Below are 21,934 nucleotides of genomic sequence, written 5' to 3'. Positions count from 1 at the left end.
ATGTTGAGCGGACACGGAGATGATGGTTACACTTTTGGGAAAGATATCGTTGCTGATTTCAGTACAAACGTCTGGTACGGCGGCGAGCCTGCGGGAATGAAGGAGTTTGTATGGGATAAATGGAAAGAAGTGAACAGGTACCCCGAGGTAACCGCAGAGCGGCTTTCAGAGAAAATCGCCGCGCACCACGGACTGCAAAGCGGACAGATTCTGGTGAACAACGGGACTACCGAAAGCATTTACCTGATCGCCCAGCTGTTTTCCGGGCGCGCTACCACCATTCTCACTCCTGCATTCTCCGAGTATGAAGATGCGTGTCACATTTTTGGTCACGAGCTGAGGTTTTTGCCCTGGTCAGAAGGCCTCGATCTGCCGCAGCTACGCGCTGATCTGGTTTTTATCTGCAATCCCAATAATCCTACCGGAAAAGTCTTTCCCGACCTGCTGTTCTGGATCAAAAGGAACCCCGGCTGTCTGTTTGTGATCGACGAGGCATTCATCGATTTTACCGTCGGCGTCGAAAGCGCATTCAGTCTTTTGAAGACTTTCCGGAATGTGGTCATCCTGCGGTCGCTCACCAAGACTTATGCGATTCCGGGCTTGCGGCTGGGTTATATAGCCGGCCAGGAGGAGCTTGTATCCCAGCTGAGGAGTATCAAGCAGCCGTGGACTGTGAATGCATTGGCGCAGGCAGCCGGCCATTTCATTTTTGATAATTACGACAAAATCAAACCACCTGTGGAACAGCTGCTTTCCGACAAACTGGATTTTTTAAAACAGCTTAGCGCAAACGAGGCCATTGAAACCAGTGAAAGCGCGACGCATTTTTTTCTATGTAAAACACTGGTAAGAAGTGCGGGGCACCTCAAACAGTTCCTGCTAGATCAACACGGCATTCTGATAAGGGACGCAGGAAATTTCCGCGGGCTCACACGTCAGCACTTCCGGGTGGCAACACTTAGTCCGGAGCAAAACAGCTTGCTCGTTCACGCATTGGAAGAATGGAAAAAGCTGTACTACTGATTGTCCCGTTGCTCGCGGGCTACATGCTGGACCTGTGGCTCGGTGATCCCGAAAGCTGGCCGCATCCCGTGAAGCTGTTTGGTAACATGATCGCGTTTGGTGAAAAGAGGCTTAATAACGGCAATTACAGGTTTGTAAAGGGGATGCTCCTGACTGTATTGCTGGTGGTTTCAGTCTTTCTTTCATTTTGGTATATAAACAAAATCACCGCAGCTGTTCCCTGGCTTTACCTGCTGCTGAACAGTGTGCTGGTATGGTACGGGCTCGCCAACAAAACGTTGATCCGGGAGGGTAGGGAGGTATTTCAAAAGCTGGAAATGGAAGGTGTAGCTGCGGGCAGAATGCAGCTTTCGCGTATTGTGGGCCGCGATACTTCCCGCTTATCCGCGCAGCAAATACGGATTGCGGTACTTGAAACCATGTCGGAAAACCTCAGCGATGGCGTGGTGGCGCCCTTGTTTTTCTATTTGGTAGCAGGTGTGCCGGGTATGATGGCTTACAAAATGGTGAACACGCTCGACTCGATGATCGGCTACCGGAATGCACGTTACGAGCAATTCGGCAAGTTCGCGGCCCGGCTTGATGATGTTGCCAACCTCATTCCTGCAAGGCTGACCGCATTTTTAATGGTATTCGTTACAGGAAGCTGGCGCGGACTGGACTTTATGCTCCGGTTCGGGAACAAACATAAGAGTCCCAATGCGGGCTTACCGGAAGCAGCGCTTGCCGGCATTCTCAATTGTCGTTTCGGTGGGCCGAATGCGTACCACGACGTACTCGTCGACAAACCTTACATAGGTGAAACGGAGCGCGAAATAGCTCCCTGCGAAATCGCAAATGTAAGCCGGATCAATCATCTCGTGTGCTTTGCGATGATACTGCTGGTGTGCATTATCATGTATTTAACAATTAACTGATGCCCTCAATTATCATAACAGGCGGTCCTGGTTCAGGCAAATCAACCTTGCTGGATGCATTACAGGAGCAAGGATTCAATACGGTGCCCGAAGTATCACGCGGGCTGATCCGCGAGCAGGTTGCATTGCAAAGTACCTGTTTGCCCTGGCTGGATCTGAATGCATTCGCAGCCCTTTGTCTGGACAGAATGGAGGCAGATTTCAGGTCTGCTGATGCAAATGCGATTACTTTTTTCGACCGGGGTATCCCCGATATTGTGGCTTACCTGCGGGTGGGCGGCCTGGAATCAAGCCCGGTACTTTCGGCGGCTGTGGGCCAATGGAGGTATGCGCCCACCGTTTTTGTCGCGCCGCCCTGGGAAGCGATCTATATCAATGACGACGAACGCTGGCAGACGTTTGAAGAGTCGGCGGTTTTGTATGAGGCTGTTTGTCAGGTGTATCAGGAGGCTGGCTATCATGTCGTTACGCTTCCATTTGGTACAGTTGAAGAGCGGGTCAGGTTTGTATTAAAAATGTTGATCAATGAATTTTAAACAAAACATCCTGCTTGCTTCCCTGCTTTTTTCGCTCCTGCTTGGCTGTAGCAGCTCGTCTTCGCTTTACGAAAGAAATGAAATCCGCCGGGGTGGAAATGAGCGCTTTTCAGGCGAATTGCAGGTGAAATATGCAAAAGGTTTCAGGATCAGCTACCATAAAACATTCAAGGTGGTCCAGATCGCCAGCCCGTTTGAAAAAGCGGCTGACACGATCACCTACCTGCTGGTACCACGTGGTTCAAAACGGCCCAAAGTTTATCCTGAGGCGCAGGTGATAGAGATTCCGGTACGAAGTCTTGTGGCAATGTCGTCCATGCACATCGGGCTGGCGGGATTCCTGGAAGCGGAGGATGTGCTGGTAGGGCTGGGGAATGTACAATATGTATCGTCGCCGCGCGTGATTGAGCGAATTAAAGCGGGCCGGATCGTGGAAGTGGGAAAAGACCAGGCCTTGAACGAGGAAAAGCTGATCACCATGCACCCCGACCTGATCATGGCGACGGGAAGCCCAGTATCCAAAATGAACCATTACGCAGCATTGCAGGCCGCGGGTATCCCGGTACTGATCAATTCGGAATGGGTGGAAACCACGCCGCTCGGCCGCGCTGAATGGGTGAAGCTGATGGGCGCACTGCTCAATAAGGAAGCCGAGGTAAATGCAAGATTCGCGATCGTGGAAAAGGAGTATAACCGGCTTGCCGCAATGGGCCGGAATGCAGCTGTAAAGCCAAGTGTAGTCACAGGAATGAGCTCGCGGGATGCGTGGTTTGTACCCAATGGAAACAGTTATGTCTGTCAGTTTTTGCAGGATGCGGGGGCTACTTACCACTGGTCGGGAACGAGGGCCACGGGGAGTTTGCCGCTAAGTTTTGAAGCAGTATATCCCATTGCACTGCAGGCCGATTACTGGCTGAATGTGAGTATAGGGAATATCACAAAGAAGGAGCAGATCCTGGGAAAAGACACGCGCTATGCTGATTTTAAGGCATTTAAGTCAGGGCAAATTTTTAATTATAACAAAAGAACAAACGAACAGGGCGCCAATGATTACTGGGAATCCGGCGCAGTAAACCCCCACGAAATACTAGCCGATCTCATCCAAATCCTCCACCCGGAACTGATGCCGGGAAGGGAGCTGGGGTATTATAGGAGGGTGGAGTGAAGACTTTGGCTAATAGCCAACAGCTAACAGCAAAAAACATGAAAATCTACACCAAAAAAGGAGACAAGGGAACCACGGGTTTATTTGGCGGGAGCCGGGTATTTAAGGATGATGTGCGCGTGGAATGCATTGGGACGCTCGATGAGGCCAATTCGACGATCGGGCTGCTGCGCGTGAAGCTGGGTGAGACGCATGAATGGCAGGGTAACCTGCAAAAGATCCAGAAAGATTTAATGGATATGATGTCGCACCTGGCGCGGCCTTCGGATGCGAAAAAGGAGAATAAAAACCCGATGCCGGTAGACGGAGCGGAGTTTTGTGAACAATGGATAGATGCGCTCGAAGCGGCAATGACTTCACCTTCGGACTACTTCCTGCTGCCAGGCGGAAATGAAGTTTCGGCGCTTTGTCACGTGGCGCGTACCCAAATGCGCCGGGGAGAGCGGCGGCTCGTATCCCTGATCAAAACCGACGAAGTGCACGAGGCGATACCTGCCTATATCAACCGACTGTCCGACCTGTTTTTCACATTGGCCCGGGCAGAAATGGACAAGGCTGGTGTGGCCGAAGAAAAGTGGCAGCTCTTCCTGTACAAACGATTTAAAAGCGCCGAATAAATGATCATTTACGTAAGTGGCGGAGCCAGGAGCGGGAAGAGCAGCTATGCGCAGCAAATGGCATTGCAGCTCAGCGAAAATCCCGTTTATGTAGCCACGGCAAGGATCTGGGACGAAGATTTTGCCCGCCGCGTGCAGCTGCACCGGAACGAACGCGGCCCGGAATGGGAGCTGATGGAGCAGGAGCAACACATTCATTTGCTGCCGCTGCACCACCGCGTAGCGGTGATCGACTGCGTGACCCTCTGGCTGACTAACCTGTTTATGGCGCATGAGCAGGACATTGAAGCAGCGCTGCAAGCTTTCAAGGCTGAGATGGATGCGCTCGCCTCTATGCCGGGAACATTTATAATTATTTCGAATGAGATCGGAATGGGGTTGCATGCGGATACAGAAGTCGGCAGGAAGTTTACCGACTTGCAGGGGTGGGCCAATCAGTATGTTGCTGGAATTGCTGAAAAAGCCGTATTCATGGTTTCGGGACTGCCGCTTTTTTTGAAATAACAATTGGAACAAAATATTACAACACCAAAGATGCAGCAGGATTTAGATGCCCGGATCAGGGAGAAAATTGATTTTAAAACCAAACCGACAGGTGCACTGGGCTTACTGGAAGATCTGGCTTACCAGATCGCCTCGGTACAGAATACGCTCAGTCCCCGCCTGGTTTCGCCACATATCATTGTTTTTGCAGCCAGTCACGGTATCGCTGCAAGCGGGGTAAGTGCCTATCCGACCGAGGTAACTGCGCAAATGGTACTGAATTTTCTGAATGGAGGCGCGGCGATCAATGCATTTACCCGGCAGCACCGGATTGAACTGACGGTCGTGGATGCTGGTGTGGATTATGAATTTACGCGTCATGATATGCTACTTGACCGCAAAATCGGTTTTGGAACAAAGAACTTCCTGGAAGGTGCTGCTATGACGGCAGACGAATGTTTGCGCTGCCTAGATGAAGGTGCCAAGCTGGTGGAATCCATTAGCCAAACAGGCTGCAATGTGATTGGTTTTGGGGAAATGGGCATTGGTAATACGTCTTCTGCGGCAATGATCATGAGCCGGTTGCTGGGCCTTCCTCTGGAAGATTGTGTGGGGAAAGGTACCGGGTTAGACAATGCAGGATTGGAAAGGAAAATCCAGATTCTGACGGAGGCTGCCGAAAGGCATAAGCCTGGCGGGAATGATCCGTTGCAGGTATTACAGACTTTCGGGGGATTCGAAATCGTGATGATGTGCGGCGCAATGCTGGAAGCGGCTGCCCGGCAGATGCTTGTGCTGGTCGACGGGTTTATAGCTTCGGCTGCTTACCTGGCGGCTTTGAAAATGAACCATCGCGTGCGACAAAATGCTGTATTCTGTCATCAATCCGAAGAAAGGGGACACCGGATCTTACTGGAAACGCTGAATGCGAAGCCGATCCTGCAACTGGGAATGCGGCTGGGCGAGGGGACAGGCTGCGCAGTGGCTTACCCGATCCTGCAAAGCGCAGTTGCCTTCTTTAATGAAATGGCGAGTTTTGAAAGTGCCGGTATCAGCGGAAAGCCAGATTTATGAAACACCAGGCTGCCCTCTTTTTTGCTGCGCTGCAGTTCTACACCAGGATACCTATCCCGGGCTGGGTAGTATTCAAGCCCGACCATTTGAGCCCGGCGACACGTTTTCTGCCGTTCATCGGCTGGATTGTCGGGGCGATTTCGGCTGCGGTGTGGCTGGTGGTTTTCCCGCTGACGAGCATTCCCATTGCGATTATCTTTTCGGTAATAGCCTCGATTCTCACCACCGGCGCACTTCACGAAGACGGTTTCGCGGATACCTGCGACGGTTTCGGCGGCGGCTGGACACGCGAGAAGATCCTGATTATCATGAAAGACAGTCGCCTCGGTACCTACGGTGCAGTGGGTCTGGTTTGCATTCTTGCGCTGAAATTTGCTTTGTTACAACTGCTGATTAACCTTTTTGGAAGTCAGATCTCCCATGTTTTCGGGTTATGGATTGCTGCGCATGCGATCAGCCGGTTGATGCCGGCATTTATCATTTACAGTCAGCCTTATGCACGTGATACCGACGACAGTAAATCGAAGCCGGTGGCGCAAAATGTGACGGCTGCCACATTGGCGATTGCTGCTGTTTTCGGGATTATGCCTTTGCTTTTCCTCTGCGTAATGGTCAGCTCTGCGCTTCCGCTCTTGTCGATCCTATTCCTGGGGATAATTACCTGGGCAATGAGCCGGTATTTTGTAAAATGGATCGGCGGATATACGGGGGATTGTCTGGGTGCGGTCCAGCAGGTGTGTGAAGTGGCTTTTTACATTTGCCTGGCTGCATCATGGAAATTTATCTGATCCGGCACACTACCCCGGCACTCTCGCCAGGCTTGATCTACGGCCGGCTTGAAGTCGCGCTTACCGAAGATTTTGAGAAGGAATTTGAAACTATAAAAACGCAGCTCCCTGCGGATTTCGATCAGGTATATTCCAGTCCTGCCACACGTTGTACGCTGCTCGCCGGGAAGATCGCTCCTGCATTCACAACAGATTTACGCCTCGCCGAGCTCGATTTCGGTGATTGGGAAGGGAAAGCCTGGGATACGGTTGATCAAAATGACCTTCAAAAGTGGATGGATGATTTTGTAAACTGCCGCGTGCCCGGTGGCGAAAGTATGATCGACTTGCAGCAGCGGGTAAGTACATTCTGGAATGAACTCATTGAAACAAAACTGCAACGCATCGCCATAGTGACGCATGCAGGTGTAATCCGGATGCTGCTGACAATCTACCGCGGAACAATGCTTGCCGACTTTTTCAAGATTGAAGTAAAATACGGCGCAGTGATCGTAATCACGCCTGAAAAATGAACAGAAGAAGCTTTGATTACCAAACCATATTTGACGTGGTAGCAAGCATATCGAGCACGTACTGCGCCAAAGGATCGTTCGGGTCGTGGGCGGTCAGGAACTCATTTAATTTTACATCCCAGTCCAGCATAGCAGCCCGGGCAGTATCTCCCACGCCCAGAATGCCGGAATCAAGGTCTGGCCCGAGCAGGCATTTGTAAGTATCCCCATCTTTAAAGACAGCCGGGCGGAAGATTTTAAGATTGCGGGTCAATGCCTCGTTTTCAAAATCCACGGACACCAGTGCATCCTGGTCTATTTTCATTTGTTCCATATGTTCAAAAAGAATGTTGACCGGACTGTAAGCAAGGATTGTGCCAAAACCTGCGTCCATTCATTTACCGGCGTTCGCCTACCTGCTGCCGCCACATGGAGTAATAAAGCCCCTTGTGTTCGAGCAGCCCGTCGTGTGAGCCGGACTCGGAGATTTTGCCTTTTTCCAAAACATAAATCACATCAGCATGCATAACTGTCGACAACCTGTGTGCAATCAATATGGTCATTTGGTGCCGGCTGGTGGATATGTCGCGGATCGTGGCGGTGATTTCTTCTTCGGTAAGTGAATCGAGGGCGGAAGTTGCTTCGTCAAAAATCAGCAGTTGCGGGTTACGCAGCAATGCACGGGCAATGGACAGGCGCTGCTTTTCTCCGCCCGAAAGCTTCATCCCGTTTTCTCCCAAAATGGTATCCAGTCCATTGGAAGCTTTTGCAACAAGCCCTAGTGCAGAAGCTTTTCGCAATGCTTCCCGGACTTCTTCATCCGTCGCGGCGGGTTTTACAAGAAGCAGGTTGTCGCGGATAGTGCCTGCATAAAGCTGGGTGTCCTGCGTCACAAAGCCGATTTGTCTTCGCAATGGGTTGTACCGTACCTGCGTTGCAGGCGTTTCGTTGAAATAAATGTCGCCACTTACCGGCGTGTACAAACCCACCAGCAGCTTGACCAGCGTAGACTTCCCCGAGCCAGAGGGACCTACGAAAGCAATGGTTTGTCCCAGGGCAACATCAAATGAGATATCATCGATCGCATTGTAACCTGCCGTTTGATGACGAAACACAATATGATTGAAGCGCAGACTTTGCAGCTTGCCCAGCTCAACCGAGTTCTCGGGTCTTTTTTCAATAGGCTTTTGCATTAACTGATCAAAACTCTTCAAAGAAGCATCGGCCTCTCGGTAGAGGATGATCATATTGCCCAAATCCTGCAAAGGCGTGAAAATGGCGGTTGAAATAAATTGCATTGCGATCAGCTCGCCGGTACTGAGCACTTTCCTGAAAATCAGCCAGAGCAGAATGAAGAGGATCGACTGTTTGAGCAGGTTCAGCATGTTGCCTTGCAGGAAGGAAAGGAAGCTTACCTTGCGCGCTTTCTGCATTTCCAGCTCGAAAATGTCCAGTGTTAATGCGTTCAACCGCCTTATCTCGGCAAATGTCAAACCCAGGCTTTTTACGAGTTCGATGTTCCGCAGACTTTCGGTAATTACGCCTGCCTGCTTGGTTGTTTGTCTGTTAATGGAACGTTGAATGCCTTTGATGCGCTTGGAAAGGAGCCCGGTCAATGAGCCTAACAGCAGGACGCCGATGAAGAACACGGGTACCAGCAGCCAGTTGCGGTTGATACTGTACCAGACCAGAAAACCGACCCCTACAAAAGACGAAAAGAGTACATTGATGAATGCATTGATAAACCGCTCGGCGTCGGTTTTTACCTTTTGCAGTACCGATAGGGTAGTGCCGCTCCGGCTTTCTTCAAATTCCTGAAAGGAAAGGCGGAGGGTCTGTTTAAGTCCGTCGTTGAAAATGTACATTCCAAAACGGGCGACTGCCTTGCGGGTAGTGTAATCCTGTGCGGCTTTACATAAGCGCGCCAGCACAGCTATCCCGAGTGCAAGCAACAGCCAGCGGGTCGCGCCGTGCAGCAATTCCTGCTCGCTGAGCCCGGACGTATTGGTAGCATACTGATCAATGATTTTTCCGAAAATAACAGGATCTATCAAAGTCAGCAGCTGGGCGACACCGGCTAGCAGCAGGGCAAAGGAAATGAGGAGGTAGTGCGGACGCAGGTATTTCAACAGAAGTCTCATACCTGCTCACAGCAAAAAAGTTGCGCCAGTGCTATTGCTGCCAAACCAGCATGCCGAATTTTACGCCAACTGAAACAATGGGTGTGAATTTCTTGCCGGGATAAAAGTTTTCTCCTTCCCAGAAAGGATCGTAGGATACTTCTTCGGCGTCCTGGATTTCGGAGTATTTCACGGTGGTGCGGGCCAGGCCGAGTCCGGTGTACAGATCAATGGTCAGCTTTTTCGGGATCAGGAATTTAGCGCCGATTTTTCCTACTAAGCCAAATTTGGTTTTACTGAAGTCGGAGCGTTCGAAGGAAAGCTGGGTTGTGTCCGAGATATAATGTGAATTCCGCGCCAATTCCTTCTTTACACGGGAAATCACGCCTTCTGCGGCGAGGTACCAGCCCATATAATCCCGTTTCAGCCAGTAGAATTTCACCTCGGGACGAATTTCCAGCATGTTGTAGCTGCGCGGCTTGTCTGAGCTAAAAAGTGTCCTGCCCAATGCAAGTGCCCGCAGCCCGGCGCCTACACTTAAACCGTAGCTCCACCGGCCGCCGGTCATAAACTCACTTCCAATCCGAATGGACGGGTCGGGGAAAGCCAGTGCGACGGGCATAATATGCACATCCACATTCCGCCTGAATAAATCGGGCTGCTTTTGACCAAAACTTACAACTGCATTCAAAAGCAATGCAGATACTAACAAAAAAGTAAAATTTTTCATGGGCTGTTTGTTGGAAGTGTTTAGCAATGAGTTTTCAGAAGAATTCACCAAAATGCCAGAGAATACCCGACGGGTCGTGTAAAAAGCATTCTTTTCCCCAGGTTTCGGTTCGTACTGGCGTTAGTTTTACTCCTTCATATCGGCCTGGCAGATCCAGCGCAAAAAGTTCTTTCCGGTAGCGGTCGGCATCATCCACTTCCAGGAAAAGCATGGTATTCTCAATCCACTCTTTGGCGTAGTAATCCTGCAGGTAAAAGGCGAGTTCATTGAGCTTAAAGACGGACATATTGTGACTGATCACGTGTTCTTCGAAACCAAGATCCCGGTAAAAGCTTCTTGAAATTTCAAAATCCTTTGCGCCTATAAAGGGTCTTAAAGATTTGGCTTTATGTTCCATACGTGCAGTTTTGGCTTGTAAAGATAGGGTGCCTTTTTATTAACTCACAACAAGTTACTTCAAGGCACAAAGGTTTCGCCCACTATAAGTTTTTCACCTGAAAAATCTACTTCAAACAAATGCGGGTACCGGATCGTGCGTCCGTTGACGCTCTTGTGGCTATGTATGGACATCAGCCATTTGCCGCCGAAAGTTTTGAAAAGCATTCCGTGGCCGAAGTTCGGCGGGGTAATGGGATCTTTCTCCTGTACCCAGGGCCCGTCCAGCTTGCCGGAATGAGAATAGGCCACACCCTGGGTATACACGTCGTAAATCCAGCTTGTCCAGATCATACCCAGCTTGCCTGTACCTGTGCGGAATAGCCAGGGGCCGTCGGTTACTTTGTTGGGCAGCACTTTATCCTTTACATTTTCACGGCTCCACGGGCTTTCACTTGCTTTGAATAGCAGCTTGCTGTTGCCGGTAGTGCCGCTCAGGTCAGGTTTCAGTTCAATTTTTTCGATGGTACCATCGAGATTTTGCAGCCATTCGTAGCAATAAACGAGGTATGGTTTTCCATTTTCAACCCAGAGCGTACCATCGAGGGTGGGCATGTTGGCAGGAAGGTAAGTGGGGTCTTTCATCGGAACATACGGTCCCTCCGCTTTGTCGCTCACGAGCACGTGGCAGGCGCGGCGCTCGATTACGTTTTCACCTACCGTATCGATTTTTACATCCCGGTTTGTGAAGGTGGCGAAGTAGTAGTATTTGTTCTGATAGTAATGCAGTTCCGCCGCCCAGATCATCGGGTTTTTGCCCATCCAGGATGCAGGATCAGTGTTAGCCACTTTGTACGGGCCTGACCAGCTTTTTAAATCCGGGCTCTTCCACAGCATCCCGCCGGTGCCTGTCATGTAGTAAGTTTTTGTTTTCTGATCGGCAAGGATACACGGATCGCTCAGGCGGATCGAATCGAGCGGAATGTTGTGTTTTACGACTGGCTCGCGGTTTTGGGCAAAGGCTGAGGCAATGCCGGCGGCGAGGAATATATACAGGAACAACGCTTTTCTGATCATCGGGCAAGGATACAGTTTGTAAATGAAATCCCTAAACTAAGGTTTAGATTGGAACAATTATTGGAGATCGAGAGGAGAAATGAATTTTTGATTTTATGCTTAATCCAGACAATCACACACCCGCACCGGCCGGACCGGCGCAGTTCGGTACCAATAAGTGCATCCCGAAGGTGATAGAAACGGAAGTACTGCGCGCATTGTCGCATTACCCTGAACTGAAAGAGACGCACATCAACTTCGTTTTCAAGCGGCGGATCAGAGGTTCCGTTATGCAGGCACAGCCTAAAATCAGTACGATGTTCAGTACAAAACGCGCCTATAACATCAACATCAGCGCGATGTTCAGGCTGACGCATTCGGCTATACCTATTCACCAGATCCCCTCGGATATTATCGTTGGGTGGATCGGGCACGAGCTGGGGCATGTCATGGATTATGAAAACCGCAGCCTGACGGGGATGATGCATTTTGGGCTGGGATACTTGCTTTCGTCAAAATATGTGAAGGAAGCGGAGCGGGTGGCGGATACTTATGCCGTTAATCACGGTTTGGGAAATTACATTCTCAAAACCAAGCACTTCATATTAGACCATGCATCCTTGTCGGAAAAGTACAAGCGGAAGATTGCCCGCCTGTACCTTTCGCCGGATGATATTGTGGAACAAGTCAAAAAGCTGGAAGCAAAAAGGACGCTACCCTCATGAATGTGCCTGTGCAAAAGCGGCAAATTCGAGGAAGTCTTCTTCTTTCATAACGCGTGGTATTTTAACCTGGCCGCCCTTCTTTTTAGTTTCTTCACTCCATTTATAAAATACCTCTTCGGGGATAAGCTCCACTTCAACTCCCTTCAATGCGCGCGTGCGGGCTACATTGTAGTTTTTATTATTCTCGCGTAAAGTTGCGTCCAGTGACTCGGCAACTTTGCTTTTGTCAATGGATTTGTCGCAGCTCAGGTACCATTTGTTAATGTACTCGTCGCCACGGCGGATAGCTGAAATGATAAATTCCTTGATCACCACATCATATTCGTTTTCTATCACGCGCAGCCCGTCGTTCATCTGATTCACGGAAAGCTGCTCGCCCACTACATTGAGGTAATGCTTGGTGCGGCCCGTGATCCTGATCTCCGCGCGGGCTTTGTCCGTGATCATCACGGTATCGCCGATCATATAGCGCCAGGCTCCCGAAACAGTCGAGATCAGCAGTACGTATTCGACATTCTCTTCTGTATCCGCCAGGGAGAGTACTGTGCCGCCGGGCTTTACCATACCGTCTTCATCCACATTGTCCGCATTGAACGGTACAAATTCATAGAAGATCCCGTTGTCCGGAAATAACGCCATTGAAGTTGTATCAGGCCGTTTCTGGATTGCGATGAAACCTTCCGAAGCAAGGTAAGTGTCAATGTAAACAAGCGGCCGCGCAAGCAGTCGTTCCAGACTTTTACGATAAGGTTCAAATGCAACGCCGCCGGTGGTATACACCATCAGGTTTGGCCAGATATCGTGAATGGTTTCGAGTTTGTTATGTCTAATAATCTCTTTGAGCATCAGTTCAACCCACGACGGAATGCCTGAAATGCAACCAATATCCCACTTCGGCGCTTCTTCGGCGATCCTTTTCACGCGTTCATCGAAGTCGGCAATGGAGGCAATTTCCTGCCCGGGCTTGTAGAATCCGCCAAACCACGCAGGCAGGTTACTCGCGCTGATCCCGCTGATTTCACCTTCCTGGTGATCGTCTTTCTGGATCAGGTTGGTACTGCTGCCCAGCATGAGAATCTGCTTGGTGAAGAAATCAGCCGGAAGGTCGAATACACCCAGGTTGGTGATTTCCGAAACGCCGGCTTTGCGGATGCAGGCGAGCATATCGTCTGTTACCGGGATGTATTTGCTGTTGCTGGTAGTACCGCTGCTGAGTGCAAAATAATTTTGTCCGCCCGGCCAGGTCACGTTCTGATGTCCTTCCAGCAGAAAATGCCACCATTCGGCGAACATTTTGTCGTAATCATGTACGGGAACTTTCTCCTGAAATGCCCTGACTATATCGTCTGCTGCCAGGATTTCGGCGAACTGGTATTTTTTGCCAAAAGCAGTGAGTTTTGCTGTTTCGAGCAGCTTTCCCAGTGCTTCTTTCTGGGCCTGGACAGGCTCGGGATCACTGAGGATCTTGCCTGTGAAATCAATTGCCTTCTTGATCAGCTCGCCAATTACAGCCATATTTTGAATACATATCGTTGGTTTCTAAGAGGGGAGGACAAAATTTGTGCCATGGAAGTGGAAGAATGTAGAAATGCAGCTTGGTATCAGGAGTGATCTACGATCTTTATCACTACCGGTAACTAAAGGAGGCTCCACAGGAGCCCATTTATATGCTCTGCCGACTTTTTTCTATAAACAGGGGGCTCCTCAGGAGCCACTTTTTCCTTGGCTGCGCTTTCTCTCAAAAGGACCGCAGAGCGGTCTCCTGTTTATAGCTGTTTTGCCGGCGAATATCTCTTTCATTATCAACCGAAATGACGATATTAGGGGAGTTTTAACCTATTGTTTAACAACACAGACCGACATGGAAAAAATGGTGATTACAAAAGGGTTTTTAATGCTGGCGTTTGCGCTGGCAACAACGGTTAGCTGGGCCCAGGGAGACAAACCCAAACCAAGTCCTGCTCAAACTGCTACCGGCAAAGCGGGTGCTGCTACTATCACGATCAACTATTCTGCGCCGTCGGTAAAAGGCAGGAAGATTTTTGGAGAGCTTGTACCTTACGATAAGGTTTGGCGTGCCGGTGCGAACGAGGCTACGATTTTTGAAACGGATAAAGATATTACTGTGGAAGGACAAAAGCTGCCGGCAGGAAAGTACAGTCTTTATGCGATTCCGGGAGAGTCTGAATGGTCTTTTATCTTTAATTCTCAAACCGGACAATGGGGTATCAAAAGGGGTGGAGAGACTTCGAAAGATGCAAGCAAGGATGTGCTGACCGTGAAAGCCAAGCCAAAGAAAAGCGCTTCCATGGCGGAGCAGCTGGCTTACGAGGTAACCGGAAGCGGGTTTGTTTTGCGATGGGATAATACCGAAGTCCCGGTTTCAATTAAATAATGTTGCAGAATCTGGAAATCAAAAATGGCGACGGTACTCTTACCGCCGCCATTTTTGATTTAGAATTTTCCTGAGAGGTTTATTTACAAGTTCGCAAATGTTACTCCTGCGTTTCAGCGCTGCCAGGTTCAATGAATTGGTAAACCACTAGCTCCGGCTGCTGTTCCAATATTTTCTTGCGAAAAATCGCCTCGCTCCTGAACGACATATCTGTCAGAATTCTCCTGTCAAAGCAGACTTCAAACTGTGGTGAATCAAATGGCCAGGGCGTGACAGTAAGTACATTTTCAGCCGGAGAAAGCAGGTCGTAGCTGATCCCGCCCGGGCCGATCCCGATCTCAACTTTCCGGTTTTCGGGCTGGACCCATTTCTGGCAGATAAGGAGCGACAAGGCATCGCACCATTGCAGCAGCATATAAGCTTGTTCAATGTCAGCTTGTGTAAGTTCCAGCTGTTTGAGCCAGTTCTGATCCTGCTTCTTCAATCCTTCGCAGTATTTCTTCACAGCGGGATCTTCGGATTTGTCGTATAAAAATTGAATGTGCCTTGAAGTCAGCAGGGCGATATAGCGACTTTTAGTAAGCGCCATATTCAGGAGCTTGTCGAGCTTCGGCCTTTCAAAGTCACGCATTTTGTAGTTGACCGGCCCACCATGTTCGTTAAGAAGTATATCGTCTTCTTCCAGTTCGTTGAATGCATCGTCGTGCCCGAGGGTAGCGGCAATTGTTTCCATCCAGAATTTGGTCCTGAATTCGGGTTTCAAATGGAAGCAAAACTTTCCGGCGAGCAGTCCATGCGCGCGCTGTGAGATCAGTTCCCAGCCTTTTTCCGTGTAATTGACGATCATGTAAGTAATAGTTTGCGGGGGCAAGCTCAAATATTATGCCTTATCCCAACCTGACCAGTCAGCTGTTACGCATTGTCAAGCAAAAATCCGGGATCAATGCCCAGTTTCTGGTACACCGCTTTGAGAAAAGGTACGTCGGGTTCGCGTTTTCCATTCAGGATCTGAGACAATTTTGGTTTCCCAAGTCCCAGCATATCAGCCAGCGCAGCCTGCGTAAGTTTCAGCTGAAACCGCTTCAATTCGACCATTTCGGGGATGGTTTTGGGTTTGGGAAGTGGATAATGCGTGTCCTCAAATGCTTCCGCGGCGACAGCCATTTTGCGGAGTTTTGTCTGTTCATTTTTTGTAAGATTGCCTTCGCCTTTATTCATGAGGCTCAGGATCTCCGCCATTGCAGACTCGTATTCTTTGGTGTTTCTATAAAAAATTTCCTCGTTTTCCATAACCTAACTTTTGTAAATAACTTTTGAAGCATCAACCCTGTCGTATTCTGCGTGTGTGCCGATAAAAAGTATGTACACGGTACGAACATCAAAATGAATCTTGGCGATTAACCTGTAATCGTTGCCTTTGATGTTGAAAACATATCTGTCATTTCCTACAAAGTCAACCGTGTTGAAGCTCTGCTTCATCTCAGAAAATTTTGACCAGTCCGCGGCTTTGCAGCGCTTGTACCAACTCAGCAATGCGTCTGTCGCCCGAGGTTCTTTCTCTGAAAAAGCATTTATAATCCTCTTGGAAAGAATTACCATATAGTGTGGTTTGTGTTAATACAAAGATGAAATATTTTTTCAAATCTTGAAACAACATTTCATTATTTGAAACACCAGGTTGCTGCAGTATAATATCGTGTTACCTTAATGTTAACAAAACAGCTAGCTGCATTCATTTGAATTTGTAACTTAGCAACTCTGGCAATTTGGTATTATCCACCCTCTCTAACTATGCAGCAGAAAATCATTTACCTGGTCGATGATGACGAAGATGACCGTTTCTTTTTGACGGACGCCATTCAGGCTGTTTTTGAAAATGTATCTTTCCGGGAATTTAAGAATGGTCTGGAATTCCTCACGCACGTCTCCACGCACGGATTGGAGGAGCAGCAATGCCTTGTGCTGATGGATATGAACATGCCGCTGATGAGCGGAATCGAGACGATCAAAGAGCTGCGTTCCGGACAGCTTTTTTCCGAAGTACCCGTGGTGGTTATCTCCACATCTTCCAGCGAAGAGCTGATCAGGGAATCCCATTCAGTCGGCGCTTCCGCTTACCTCGTGAAACCGGATAGTACCACCGGCCTGCTTCAAACTGCCAAATCTCTGGAAGGTTATTTCAGCAGGGCATAGGATTGGTCAGGCAACTATAAACAGAAAAAGGATGTCACTTTCGAGACATCCTTTTTCTGTTTCATTCCTTCAAGATTATTTATTCCACCAAAGTGGCGTAGTGATATCATCGTTGCCTTGCGCTTTTACCGCATTCTGGTAATTGGCCAGGTTTACACTCTGCTCTTTTGGCGGGTAGTACAGGCGCTGGGGAACGCCGGTCCCGAATAGCGGCTCAAATTTGTAATTGGTCGTTTGTCCGCCGACAGTTCTGCTCCAAACCACTTCTCCGGGTTTCACCAGGAAGGTCGGGTAACCTGTACGGCGCACCTCGGCCCAGGCTTCGTCGCCCTGGGTGTACAATGCAAGCCATTTCTGGTTGAGTACATTCGCTTTGTCAGCTTTTGGCAATGCAGCCACGTAAGTAGTGATATCAGCAGCGGACACGCCCCATTTCTGTAAGGAAGCAGTTACGCCTTTTACATATTCCTCCTGGTCCCAGTTTTTGTATTCAGAGATCAAAAAGGCAACCTCAGCATACTCCTGCAAAACCTCCCCGTAGTTGGCTGCATTCACAACAGTACCAGGCAAGCTTACGTCAGTGGCAGTCAGCAGGCCGGCTGCGGCCACGGGTAATCCGTAAGGCTGACCAACAAATTCGCCAGCTGCATTTTTAGTAGCATAAATGGGCAAACGCGGGTCCTGGACTTTCACTGCGCCTCTTTGTCCTTTCAAAACATCGATCAGCACGTGGGAAACTGCGAAATCTTTCCGGTTGGCAGTCACTGTTGCCCGGTACAATGGCGCTTCATTTGGTGCGAGTGCCTGGTATCTGAAAACGGCATTGTCTGCATTGGAAGTGAAAACACCTTTTGCCAGTGCATCTTCAAAATGCGTGTTCGACTCAGCTGGTGCAGCTTTGCGGATGCGGGTAGCAATGCGAAGACGAAGCGAGTTCGCAAATTTGGCCCATAATTCGTTTTTGCCTTTGTAAATCACATCGTAGTTGCCGAAAGTAGTGGCAGTCTTGTACTTGTTCAGCGTATCGCCGGCTGCTTTCAGCTCATTCAGAATGTCGAGATAAATCTTCTGCTGACTTGCGTAAGCCGGGCTCAGGTTCTCGGGAGTTTGCTGTAAAGCCTGGAACTCAGGATCATTGTTTCCGTAAGACTGATACGGAATATTGCCAAAAACATCTGTCAGGTTCTGGAAAGTGTAAGCTTTCAGAATACGCGCAATGGCGATTTGATTCGCATTGGTGCCGGCTGTTCCAGCCGCCGCCACATCTTTCGTCGCCGGATTTGAATTGAGAATAATGATCTCGTTCAGGTTGTTCAGCGCTTTGTAAGCATTGCTCCAGTAAGTGTCCGAATAGGAGCGGGGAATATCGTAGCGGGACTGATCGCTGTAAATATTCTGGCTGTAATATTGCGCAAAGAGCTGCGAGCCACGCAGTGAACTGTTTTCGTTGCGTATGTTATCGATCACCTGTTTTTCTGCATTGAGCAAAATGGTCGTGGTGGTCGCATTCGTTGGCCGGTTAGGGTCCTGATTGATTTCCTCAAAATGGCTGTCGCTGCATGAAGCGAGCAGGCCGGCGCCTAGTGCGAGGAAAAGGATGCTTTTACTATATATGAGCTTTTGCATGATCTTCAAATATTAACTTGTTAATTGGCGGGTTAAAACTTCACATTGACATTCAAACCATAAGTTGCCGGTACCGGAATATTTCCGCCTTCCAAACCCTGGATGTTCCCGCCGCTGCTGGTGAATTCAGGGTCAATGTACTTGCTGGCAGTATAAATGTTCGCCAGGTTGCGGCCGTATAATCCGAAATAGATCTGCTTCACCGTTTTGTTTGCCAGTGGCAAGCTATACCCGAAAGTAATCTCGCGCAGCTTCACAAATGTCGCGTCGAAGATCGTTTGCGGGGTAGGTCCGCTGTACTCGCCGCGCGCCCAGGCTTGTGCCGTAATGCGGGTATCGTTGGATGAAGTATTGCTCACAGCGTAGCTTCCATCTGCATTGTAAGTCACGGTACCTTTTACACCTTCGAGCACCACGCCGGTTTCGCGTACATTGTTGGCAGCCGTTTTGTCGAGCACACCTGAGTACATACCCACTTTATAGGTTTGCGAGAAGAATTTCCCGCCCACGCGACCATCGATCAGGAAGCCCAGATTGAAGTTTTTGTAAGTAAAATTGTTTTGGAAACCAAACAGGTATTTAGGTAAAACACTACCCAGCGGCGTCAGTTGCTGCCCGCGGTCGTAGGTACCATCGGCTTTGATCACCTTTTGTCCGTCAGCAGCGTAGATGAAATCGTTGCCCAGGATCTGTCCGTAAGGCTGACCTTCCCGGGCCACCAGTGTAACGAGGCTATTCGCAAGCTGGAAAGTATTCACACCCGGTGCCAGCTGGATCACCTTATTGCGGTTGCGCGACCAGTTGAGGCTCGAATTCCATTCAAATCCACTCGCCCGGATCGGCGTGCCTGTCAGCGTTACCTCGATCCCTTTATTATTGATCTTACCCGCATTGATCACCTTCGAATCATAACCGAATGCAGAAGATACCGGAATATTGATGATCTGGTTGCGGCTTACATTGTCGTAGTAAGTTACATCCAGACCAACCCTGTTTTTAAATGCCTGCAAATTGATACCTGCTTCCCAGGAGCTCGTGATCTCCGGTTTCAGGTTCTGGTTGTTGAGCTGGTTAGGCAAACGATAAGAAGCCAGCCCGTCGAAAGATTGCGTGGCTTCGTAAGCGCGCTGCAGCTGGTAAGGATCAGTATCATTACCTACCTGCGCCCAGCCGAGGCGTACTTTGGCAAAATCCAGCCAGTTCACATCTTTAATTCCATTCAGTTCCGTAAGGATCAGGCTGGTTGTAAGAGACGGATATGCAAATGAATTCCGGCCGACCGGCAAAGTGGAAGACCAGTCGTTACGCAATGTTCCGTCGAGGAACAGCAAACTTTTCCAGCCCGCTGAGAAGCTCGCAAATACGGAGTTGATCTGCTTGCGGTATGCATTGGAATTAACCAGCACAGAGCTCGCATTTTTCAAATTGTAATATTCAGGAATGATCAGTCCGCCCTGCGTAACTGCGTCGCTGATGCGGCGGCGCTGGCTCATGATATTACCACCCGCATTTACATTCAATGAGAAATCTCCCCAGCTCTTGTTAGCCGAAGCCAGCAACTCGTAGTTGAATTCGCTGAAATTGTTATTGTACTCCTGGTATTGCGATTGTGTTCTGGAATATACAGCAATGCGGTCCTGGTACTGATATTGATAAACATCCGCATTTACTTTTCCGCTTACTTTCAGCCAGTCATTTACATCGTAAACCATCCCGACATTTCCGTAAAAACGGTCGCGGTTCTCTTCCAGGTAACTTTCGTAAGCCGACCAGTAAGGGTTATCAATAAACTTCGCTGCCTCGCCAGCAGGTGTATTTTGGTAGCCGCTTCTGTTCCACAGGATCTGGGTACCGTCTGCACGTTTGTAGTTTTTCAGCTTGTCGTAATCCACCTGCACCTGTCCCCATTGGAAAGCTTCCAGGATAATATTCCGGTTGGTAGCACCTGTCCACGGCCGACCAGTCGACTGGTTTTTGATGTAGTTGAAATTGTTATAAACTTTCAACTTACCCAGCTGTGACGAACCTGAAAAGTTGATAGAATTCCGTTTCAGGGAAGAATTCGGTACGGTACCTTTTACATTTTTATTGGTGTAAGAAAGGCGGTACGTAGAATTGGCATTGCCGCCGCTCACAGATAAGCTGTTGGTATTCGATACCCCGGTTTCGAAAAATGAATGCACATCGTTTTTAGGATATGCCCAGGGTTCGGGTTTCAGGTATTCCGCTGTGTTTTCAGGATCGAGGTTATACCAATGTAAAACGGGCGTACCGTCCAGTTTCGGTCCCCAGCTTTCATCTACTGCATATTCCGCAATGTTATACTCGGTTCCGTTGATGGTCGCTTTCTGGAAGGACGGGTTAAAACCGCCGCCGTACAACTTTTGGCGTTTAGGCAGACGTACAATATTCTCAAACTCTACGCCTGTATTCAGCATAATATTCACCTTGCTGTTTTCCTTGCCTTTTTTGGTGGTGATCAAGATAACACCATTCGCCGCGCGCGTACCGTAAAGTGCCGCCGCCGAGGGTCCTTTCAATACGGATACATTTTCGATATCGTCAGGATTTAAGTCCTGGATCATGTTACCCACATCCTTACCGCCGCTTCCGGAGCTTGTGGCTGCGCTGTTCAGGTCCGCATTATCTATCGGCGTACCGTCAATTACGTAAAGTGGCTGGTTATTACCTGATATGGAGTTGATTCCGCGCAGCAATACCCGCGACGAGCCGCCCATGTTACCACCGGAAGAAGTTACCTGCAAACCTGCGACGCGTCCCGACAATGCACTTAGCGCATTGGTCGGCCTGGTTTGCAAAGCTTCGCCTTTGATCTCCTGAACTGCATAACCCAGCGCACGTTTTTCACGCGAAATGCCGAGGGCGGTTACAACTACCTCATTCAGGATCTTGGTATCCGGTTTTAGGGCGATGGTAATGCGGTTGGTATTTCCGATTGTCACATCCTGCGCCAGGTAACCAATAAAGGAAACCACGAGTACCGAAGCATCGTCGGCTACATTGAGACTGAAAGATCCGTCGGAATCGGAGAGTGTACCGGTAGAAGTACCTTTTACCGCAACCGATGCGCCGGGTAGCGGACTATTGTCATTCGCATCAGTGATAATTCCGGTGACGGTCCGCTGTGCCTGAACAAGCCCGACCGAGAAGATTGTCAGCAAAATCAGGTAGAGAATTCTGTTTTTCATAATTGTATTTTAAAGAGAGTAATTGGTGAGTACTGCGGCATGTTTGTTTGTGTTGTTTGTAATCTTATTTAAATTTTATACTGAAATTAAAGTATTTTTAAAAATATTATTCTGTTTGATTGTCAAATAGTAATTATTTAAACTATCTGAAAAGTTAATCTTCTGTAAAGGTATTAAAAACTGGTTAAAACTTTATTATCTATCGAAGTAATAGAGTAAATACTTTAATTGTGTTATTCCCTGATTGTAGCCTAACAAGAAACCGCATCTTCTGGTGCCTGAGAAGCGCAAATCTTTGCCAGGTTTTCGCGTGGTGACTTACCTGCTGGATGCATTGACGAAAATGACCAGGTATTTGTAAGTTTATGGCAAAGAAAATGCCGGCTCATATTGGGCCGGCATTTTACTTTA

At 48.9% G+C, this 21,934-nt stretch carries 23 protein-coding genes; 12 read left to right on the top strand and 11 right to left on the bottom strand.

Translation table 11 applies throughout. The features are described from left to right. The 9 genes from ASG33_RS11235 to cobC are packed head-to-tail and all read left to right on the top strand — an operon-like array spanning nucleotide 1 to nucleotide 7,115. Nucleotides 1-1,023: a histidinol-phosphate transaminase gene (locus tag ASG33_RS11235; RefSeq protein WP_056284555.1), complete on the top strand. Its 1,023-nt coding sequence runs from the start codon at nucleotides 1-3 to the stop codon at nucleotides 1,021-1,023. Then, the gene (gene cbiB, locus ASG33_RS11230) at nucleotides 1,002-1,940 is read left to right on the top strand and encodes an adenosylcobinamide-phosphate synthase CbiB (protein ID WP_056284551.1); all 939 of its coding nucleotides are present in this window, start codon (nucleotides 1,002-1,004) and stop codon (nucleotides 1,938-1,940) included. Before ASG33_RS11235 ends, cbiB begins: the two co-directional genes overlap by 22 nt. Further along, nucleotides 1,940-2,476, top strand: coding sequence for an AAA family ATPase (locus ASG33_RS11225; RefSeq protein WP_056284548.1), 537 nt, complete (start codon nucleotides 1,940-1,942; stop codon nucleotides 2,474-2,476). Before cbiB ends, ASG33_RS11225 begins: the two co-directional genes overlap by 1 nt. Beyond that, nucleotides 2,466-3,641, top strand: a complete 1,176-nt coding sequence (locus tag ASG33_RS11220) for an ABC transporter substrate-binding protein (RefSeq protein ID WP_056284546.1) — start codon at nucleotides 2,466-2,468, stop codon at nucleotides 3,639-3,641. Before ASG33_RS11225 ends, ASG33_RS11220 begins: the two co-directional genes overlap by 11 nt. Before the next feature lie 38 nt (nucleotides 3,642-3,679). Beyond that, a complete protein-coding gene (locus tag ASG33_RS11215; RefSeq protein WP_056284544.1) occupies nucleotides 3,680-4,258 on the top strand; it encodes a cob(I)yrinic acid a,c-diamide adenosyltransferase in 579 nt (192 codons plus the stop codon). Continuing rightward, on the top strand, nucleotides 4,259-4,762 hold the full coding sequence (locus ASG33_RS11210; RefSeq protein WP_056284541.1) for a bifunctional adenosylcobinamide kinase/adenosylcobinamide-phosphate guanylyltransferase: 504 nt from the start codon (nucleotides 4,259-4,261) through the stop codon (nucleotides 4,760-4,762). Nucleotides 4,763-4,792: 30 nt separating this feature from the next. After that, nucleotides 4,793-5,815: a nicotinate-nucleotide--dimethylbenzimidazole phosphoribosyltransferase gene (cobT, locus tag ASG33_RS11205; RefSeq protein ID WP_056284539.1), complete on the top strand. Its 1,023-nt coding sequence runs from the start codon at nucleotides 4,793-4,795 to the stop codon at nucleotides 5,813-5,815. After that, nucleotides 5,812-6,603: an adenosylcobinamide-GDP ribazoletransferase gene (locus tag ASG33_RS11200; RefSeq protein ID WP_056284536.1), complete on the top strand. Its 792-nt coding sequence runs from the start codon at nucleotides 5,812-5,814 to the stop codon at nucleotides 6,601-6,603. Before cobT ends, ASG33_RS11200 begins: the two co-directional genes overlap by 4 nt. Continuing rightward, nucleotides 6,588-7,115, top strand: coding sequence for an alpha-ribazole phosphatase (gene cobC, locus ASG33_RS11195; protein WP_056284533.1), 528 nt, complete (start codon nucleotides 6,588-6,590; stop codon nucleotides 7,113-7,115). Before ASG33_RS11200 ends, cobC begins: the two co-directional genes overlap by 16 nt. Nucleotides 7,116-7,131: 16 nt before the next feature. Here cobC and ASG33_RS11190 read toward each other — a convergent pair whose 3' ends face one another. From ASG33_RS11190 to ASG33_RS11170, 5 genes are read right to left on the bottom strand one after another with little or no spacing between them, the layout of a single operon-like run. Beyond that, complete coding sequence (locus ASG33_RS11190) at nucleotides 7,132-7,488, bottom strand: hypothetical protein (protein ID WP_157474716.1); 357 nt, start codon at nucleotides 7,486-7,488, stop codon at nucleotides 7,132-7,134. 4 nt (nucleotides 7,489-7,492) lie between these two features. Then, nucleotides 7,493-9,235: an ABC transporter ATP-binding protein gene (locus ASG33_RS11185; RefSeq protein ID WP_056284527.1), complete on the bottom strand. Its 1,743-nt coding sequence runs from the start codon at nucleotides 9,233-9,235 to the stop codon at nucleotides 7,493-7,495. A gap of 31 nt (nucleotides 9,236-9,266) precedes the next feature. Next, nucleotides 9,267-9,944, bottom strand: a complete 678-nt coding sequence (locus tag ASG33_RS11180) for a DUF3575 domain-containing protein (RefSeq protein ID WP_157474714.1) — start codon at nucleotides 9,942-9,944, stop codon at nucleotides 9,267-9,269. A 34-nt stretch (nucleotides 9,945-9,978) separates the two neighbouring features. Next, nucleotides 9,979-10,341, bottom strand: coding sequence for a glyoxalase (locus ASG33_RS11175; protein WP_056284521.1), 363 nt, complete (start codon nucleotides 10,339-10,341; stop codon nucleotides 9,979-9,981). A 59-nt stretch (nucleotides 10,342-10,400) separates the two neighbouring features. Further along, the gene (locus ASG33_RS11170) at nucleotides 10,401-11,396 is read right to left on the bottom strand and encodes a glycoside hydrolase family 43 protein (protein ID WP_056284518.1); all 996 of its coding nucleotides are present in this window, start codon (nucleotides 11,394-11,396) and stop codon (nucleotides 10,401-10,403) included. A gap of 95 nt (nucleotides 11,397-11,491) precedes the next feature. Here ASG33_RS11170 and ASG33_RS11165 point away from each other — a divergent pair, with 95 nt between their 5' ends. Then, nucleotides 11,492-12,100 carry a hypothetical protein gene (locus tag ASG33_RS11165; RefSeq protein ID WP_056284515.1) on the top strand — a complete coding sequence of 203 codons (609 nt, stop codon included), beginning with the start codon at nucleotides 11,492-11,494 and terminating at the stop codon, nucleotides 12,098-12,100. Here the strand turns inward: ASG33_RS11165 and ASG33_RS11160 are convergent. Then, on the bottom strand, nucleotides 12,095-13,615 hold the full coding sequence (locus ASG33_RS11160; RefSeq protein ID WP_056284512.1) for a GH3 auxin-responsive promoter family protein: 1,521 nt from the start codon (nucleotides 13,613-13,615) through the stop codon (nucleotides 12,095-12,097). The genes ASG33_RS11165 and ASG33_RS11160 overlap by 6 nt on opposite strands. A 346-nt stretch (nucleotides 13,616-13,961) precedes the next feature. Here ASG33_RS11160 and ASG33_RS11155 point away from each other — a divergent pair, with 346 nt between their 5' ends. After that, the gene (locus ASG33_RS11155; RefSeq protein WP_056284509.1) at nucleotides 13,962-14,495 is read left to right on the top strand and encodes a DUF2911 domain-containing protein; all 534 of its coding nucleotides are present in this window, start codon (nucleotides 13,962-13,964) and stop codon (nucleotides 14,493-14,495) included. Between the two features lie 100 nt (nucleotides 14,496-14,595). Here ASG33_RS11155 and ASG33_RS11150 read toward each other — a convergent pair whose 3' ends face one another. From ASG33_RS11150 to ASG33_RS11140, 3 genes are all read right to left on the bottom strand, one after another. After that, nucleotides 14,596-15,342, bottom strand: a complete 747-nt coding sequence (locus tag ASG33_RS11150; RefSeq protein WP_056284506.1) for a DUF3891 family protein — start codon at nucleotides 15,340-15,342, stop codon at nucleotides 14,596-14,598. A 65-nt stretch (nucleotides 15,343-15,407) separates the two neighbouring features. After that, nucleotides 15,408-15,785 carry a type II toxin-antitoxin system HigA family antitoxin gene (locus ASG33_RS11145; RefSeq protein WP_200942757.1) on the bottom strand — a complete coding sequence of 126 codons (378 nt, stop codon included), beginning with the start codon at nucleotides 15,783-15,785 and terminating at the stop codon, nucleotides 15,408-15,410. A 3-nt stretch (nucleotides 15,786-15,788) separates the two neighbouring features. Next, nucleotides 15,789-16,094 carry a type II toxin-antitoxin system HigB family toxin gene (locus ASG33_RS11140; RefSeq protein ID WP_056284503.1) on the bottom strand — a complete coding sequence of 102 codons (306 nt, stop codon included), beginning with the start codon at nucleotides 16,092-16,094 and terminating at the stop codon, nucleotides 15,789-15,791. A gap of 192 nt (nucleotides 16,095-16,286) precedes the next feature. On the opposite strand from ASG33_RS11140, the gene ASG33_RS11135 reads away from it, so the two are divergent. Beyond that, the gene (locus ASG33_RS11135; protein ID WP_056284500.1) at nucleotides 16,287-16,688 is read left to right on the top strand and encodes a response regulator; all 402 of its coding nucleotides are present in this window, start codon (nucleotides 16,287-16,289) and stop codon (nucleotides 16,686-16,688) included. A gap of 75 nt (nucleotides 16,689-16,763) precedes the next feature. Here the strand turns inward: ASG33_RS11135 and ASG33_RS11130 are convergent, their stop codons facing one another. Next, on the bottom strand, nucleotides 16,764-18,314 hold the full coding sequence (locus ASG33_RS11130; protein WP_056284497.1) for a SusD/RagB family nutrient-binding outer membrane lipoprotein: 1,551 nt from the start codon (nucleotides 18,312-18,314) through the stop codon (nucleotides 16,764-16,766). Between the two features lie 32 nt (nucleotides 18,315-18,346). Continuing rightward, nucleotides 18,347-21,523: a SusC/RagA family TonB-linked outer membrane protein gene (locus tag ASG33_RS11125; protein WP_056284494.1), complete on the bottom strand. Its 3,177-nt coding sequence runs from the start codon at nucleotides 21,521-21,523 to the stop codon at nucleotides 18,347-18,349. Nucleotides 21,524-21,934: the final 411 nt, after the last annotated feature.

Origin of the sequence: Dyadobacter sp. Leaf189, assembly GCF_001424405.1 — a bacterium.
Lineage (GTDB): Bacteria > Bacteroidota > Bacteroidia > Cytophagales > Spirosomataceae > Dyadobacter.
Note: the sequence above shows the minus strand (reverse complement) of the source record. Positions and strands in the feature narration are given on the sequence as shown.

What these genes read in the sequence shown, in the direction of transcription:
- ASG33_RS11235 (WP_056284555.1), top strand. Translation starts at nt 1, where the DNA reads ATGTTGAGCGGACACGGAGATGATGGTTACACTTTTGGGAAAGATATC.
- cbiB (WP_056284551.1), top strand. Translation starts at nt 1,002, where the DNA reads ATGGAAAAAGCTGTACTACTGATTGTCCCGTTGCTCGCGGGCTACATG.
- ASG33_RS11225 (WP_056284548.1), top strand. Translation starts at nt 1,940, where the DNA reads ATGCCCTCAATTATCATAACAGGCGGTCCTGGTTCAGGCAAATCAACC.
- ASG33_RS11220 (WP_056284546.1), top strand. Translation starts at nt 2,466, where the DNA reads ATGAATTTTAAACAAAACATCCTGCTTGCTTCCCTGCTTTTTTCGCTC.
- ASG33_RS11215 (WP_056284544.1), top strand. Translation starts at nt 3,680, where the DNA reads ATGAAAATCTACACCAAAAAAGGAGACAAGGGAACCACGGGTTTATTT.
- ASG33_RS11210 (WP_056284541.1), top strand. Translation starts at nt 4,259, where the DNA reads ATGATCATTTACGTAAGTGGCGGAGCCAGGAGCGGGAAGAGCAGCTAT.
- cobT (WP_056284539.1), top strand. Translation starts at nt 4,793, where the DNA reads ATGCAGCAGGATTTAGATGCCCGGATCAGGGAGAAAATTGATTTTAAA.
- ASG33_RS11200 (WP_056284536.1), top strand. Translation starts at nt 5,812, where the DNA reads ATGAAACACCAGGCTGCCCTCTTTTTTGCTGCGCTGCAGTTCTACACC.
- cobC (WP_056284533.1), top strand. Translation starts at nt 6,588, where the DNA reads ATGGAAATTTATCTGATCCGGCACACTACCCCGGCACTCTCGCCAGGC.
- ASG33_RS11190 (WP_157474716.1), bottom strand. Translation starts at nt 7,488, where the DNA reads ATGGACGCAGGTTTTGGCACAATCCTTGCTTACAGTCCGGTCAACATT.
- ASG33_RS11185 (WP_056284527.1), bottom strand. Translation starts at nt 9,235, where the DNA reads ATGAGACTTCTGTTGAAATACCTGCGTCCGCACTACCTCCTCATTTCC.
- ASG33_RS11180 (WP_157474714.1), bottom strand. Translation starts at nt 9,944, where the DNA reads ATGAAAAATTTTACTTTTTTGTTAGTATCTGCATTGCTTTTGAATGCA.
- ASG33_RS11175 (WP_056284521.1), bottom strand. Translation starts at nt 10,341, where the DNA reads ATGGAACATAAAGCCAAATCTTTAAGACCCTTTATAGGCGCAAAGGAT.
- ASG33_RS11170 (WP_056284518.1), bottom strand. Translation starts at nt 11,396, where the DNA reads ATGATCAGAAAAGCGTTGTTCCTGTATATATTCCTCGCCGCCGGCATT.
- ASG33_RS11165 (WP_056284515.1), top strand. Translation starts at nt 11,492, where the DNA reads ATGCTTAATCCAGACAATCACACACCCGCACCGGCCGGACCGGCGCAG.
- ASG33_RS11160 (WP_056284512.1), bottom strand. Translation starts at nt 13,615, where the DNA reads ATGGCTGTAATTGGCGAGCTGATCAAGAAGGCAATTGATTTCACAGGC.
- ASG33_RS11155 (WP_056284509.1), top strand. Translation starts at nt 13,962, where the DNA reads ATGGAAAAAATGGTGATTACAAAAGGGTTTTTAATGCTGGCGTTTGCG.
- ASG33_RS11150 (WP_056284506.1), bottom strand. Translation starts at nt 15,342, where the DNA reads ATGATCGTCAATTACACGGAAAAAGGCTGGGAACTGATCTCACAGCGC.
- ASG33_RS11145 (WP_200942757.1), bottom strand. Translation starts at nt 15,785, where the DNA reads ATGGAAAACGAGGAAATTTTTTATAGAAACACCAAAGAATACGAGTCT.
- ASG33_RS11140 (WP_056284503.1), bottom strand. Translation starts at nt 16,094, where the DNA reads ATGGTAATTCTTTCCAAGAGGATTATAAATGCTTTTTCAGAGAAAGAA.
- ASG33_RS11135 (WP_056284500.1), top strand. Translation starts at nt 16,287, where the DNA reads ATGCAGCAGAAAATCATTTACCTGGTCGATGATGACGAAGATGACCGT.
- ASG33_RS11130 (WP_056284497.1), bottom strand. Translation starts at nt 18,314, where the DNA reads ATGCAAAAGCTCATATATAGTAAAAGCATCCTTTTCCTCGCACTAGGC.
- ASG33_RS11125 (WP_056284494.1), bottom strand. Translation starts at nt 21,523, where the DNA reads ATGAAAAACAGAATTCTCTACCTGATTTTGCTGACAATCTTCTCGGTC.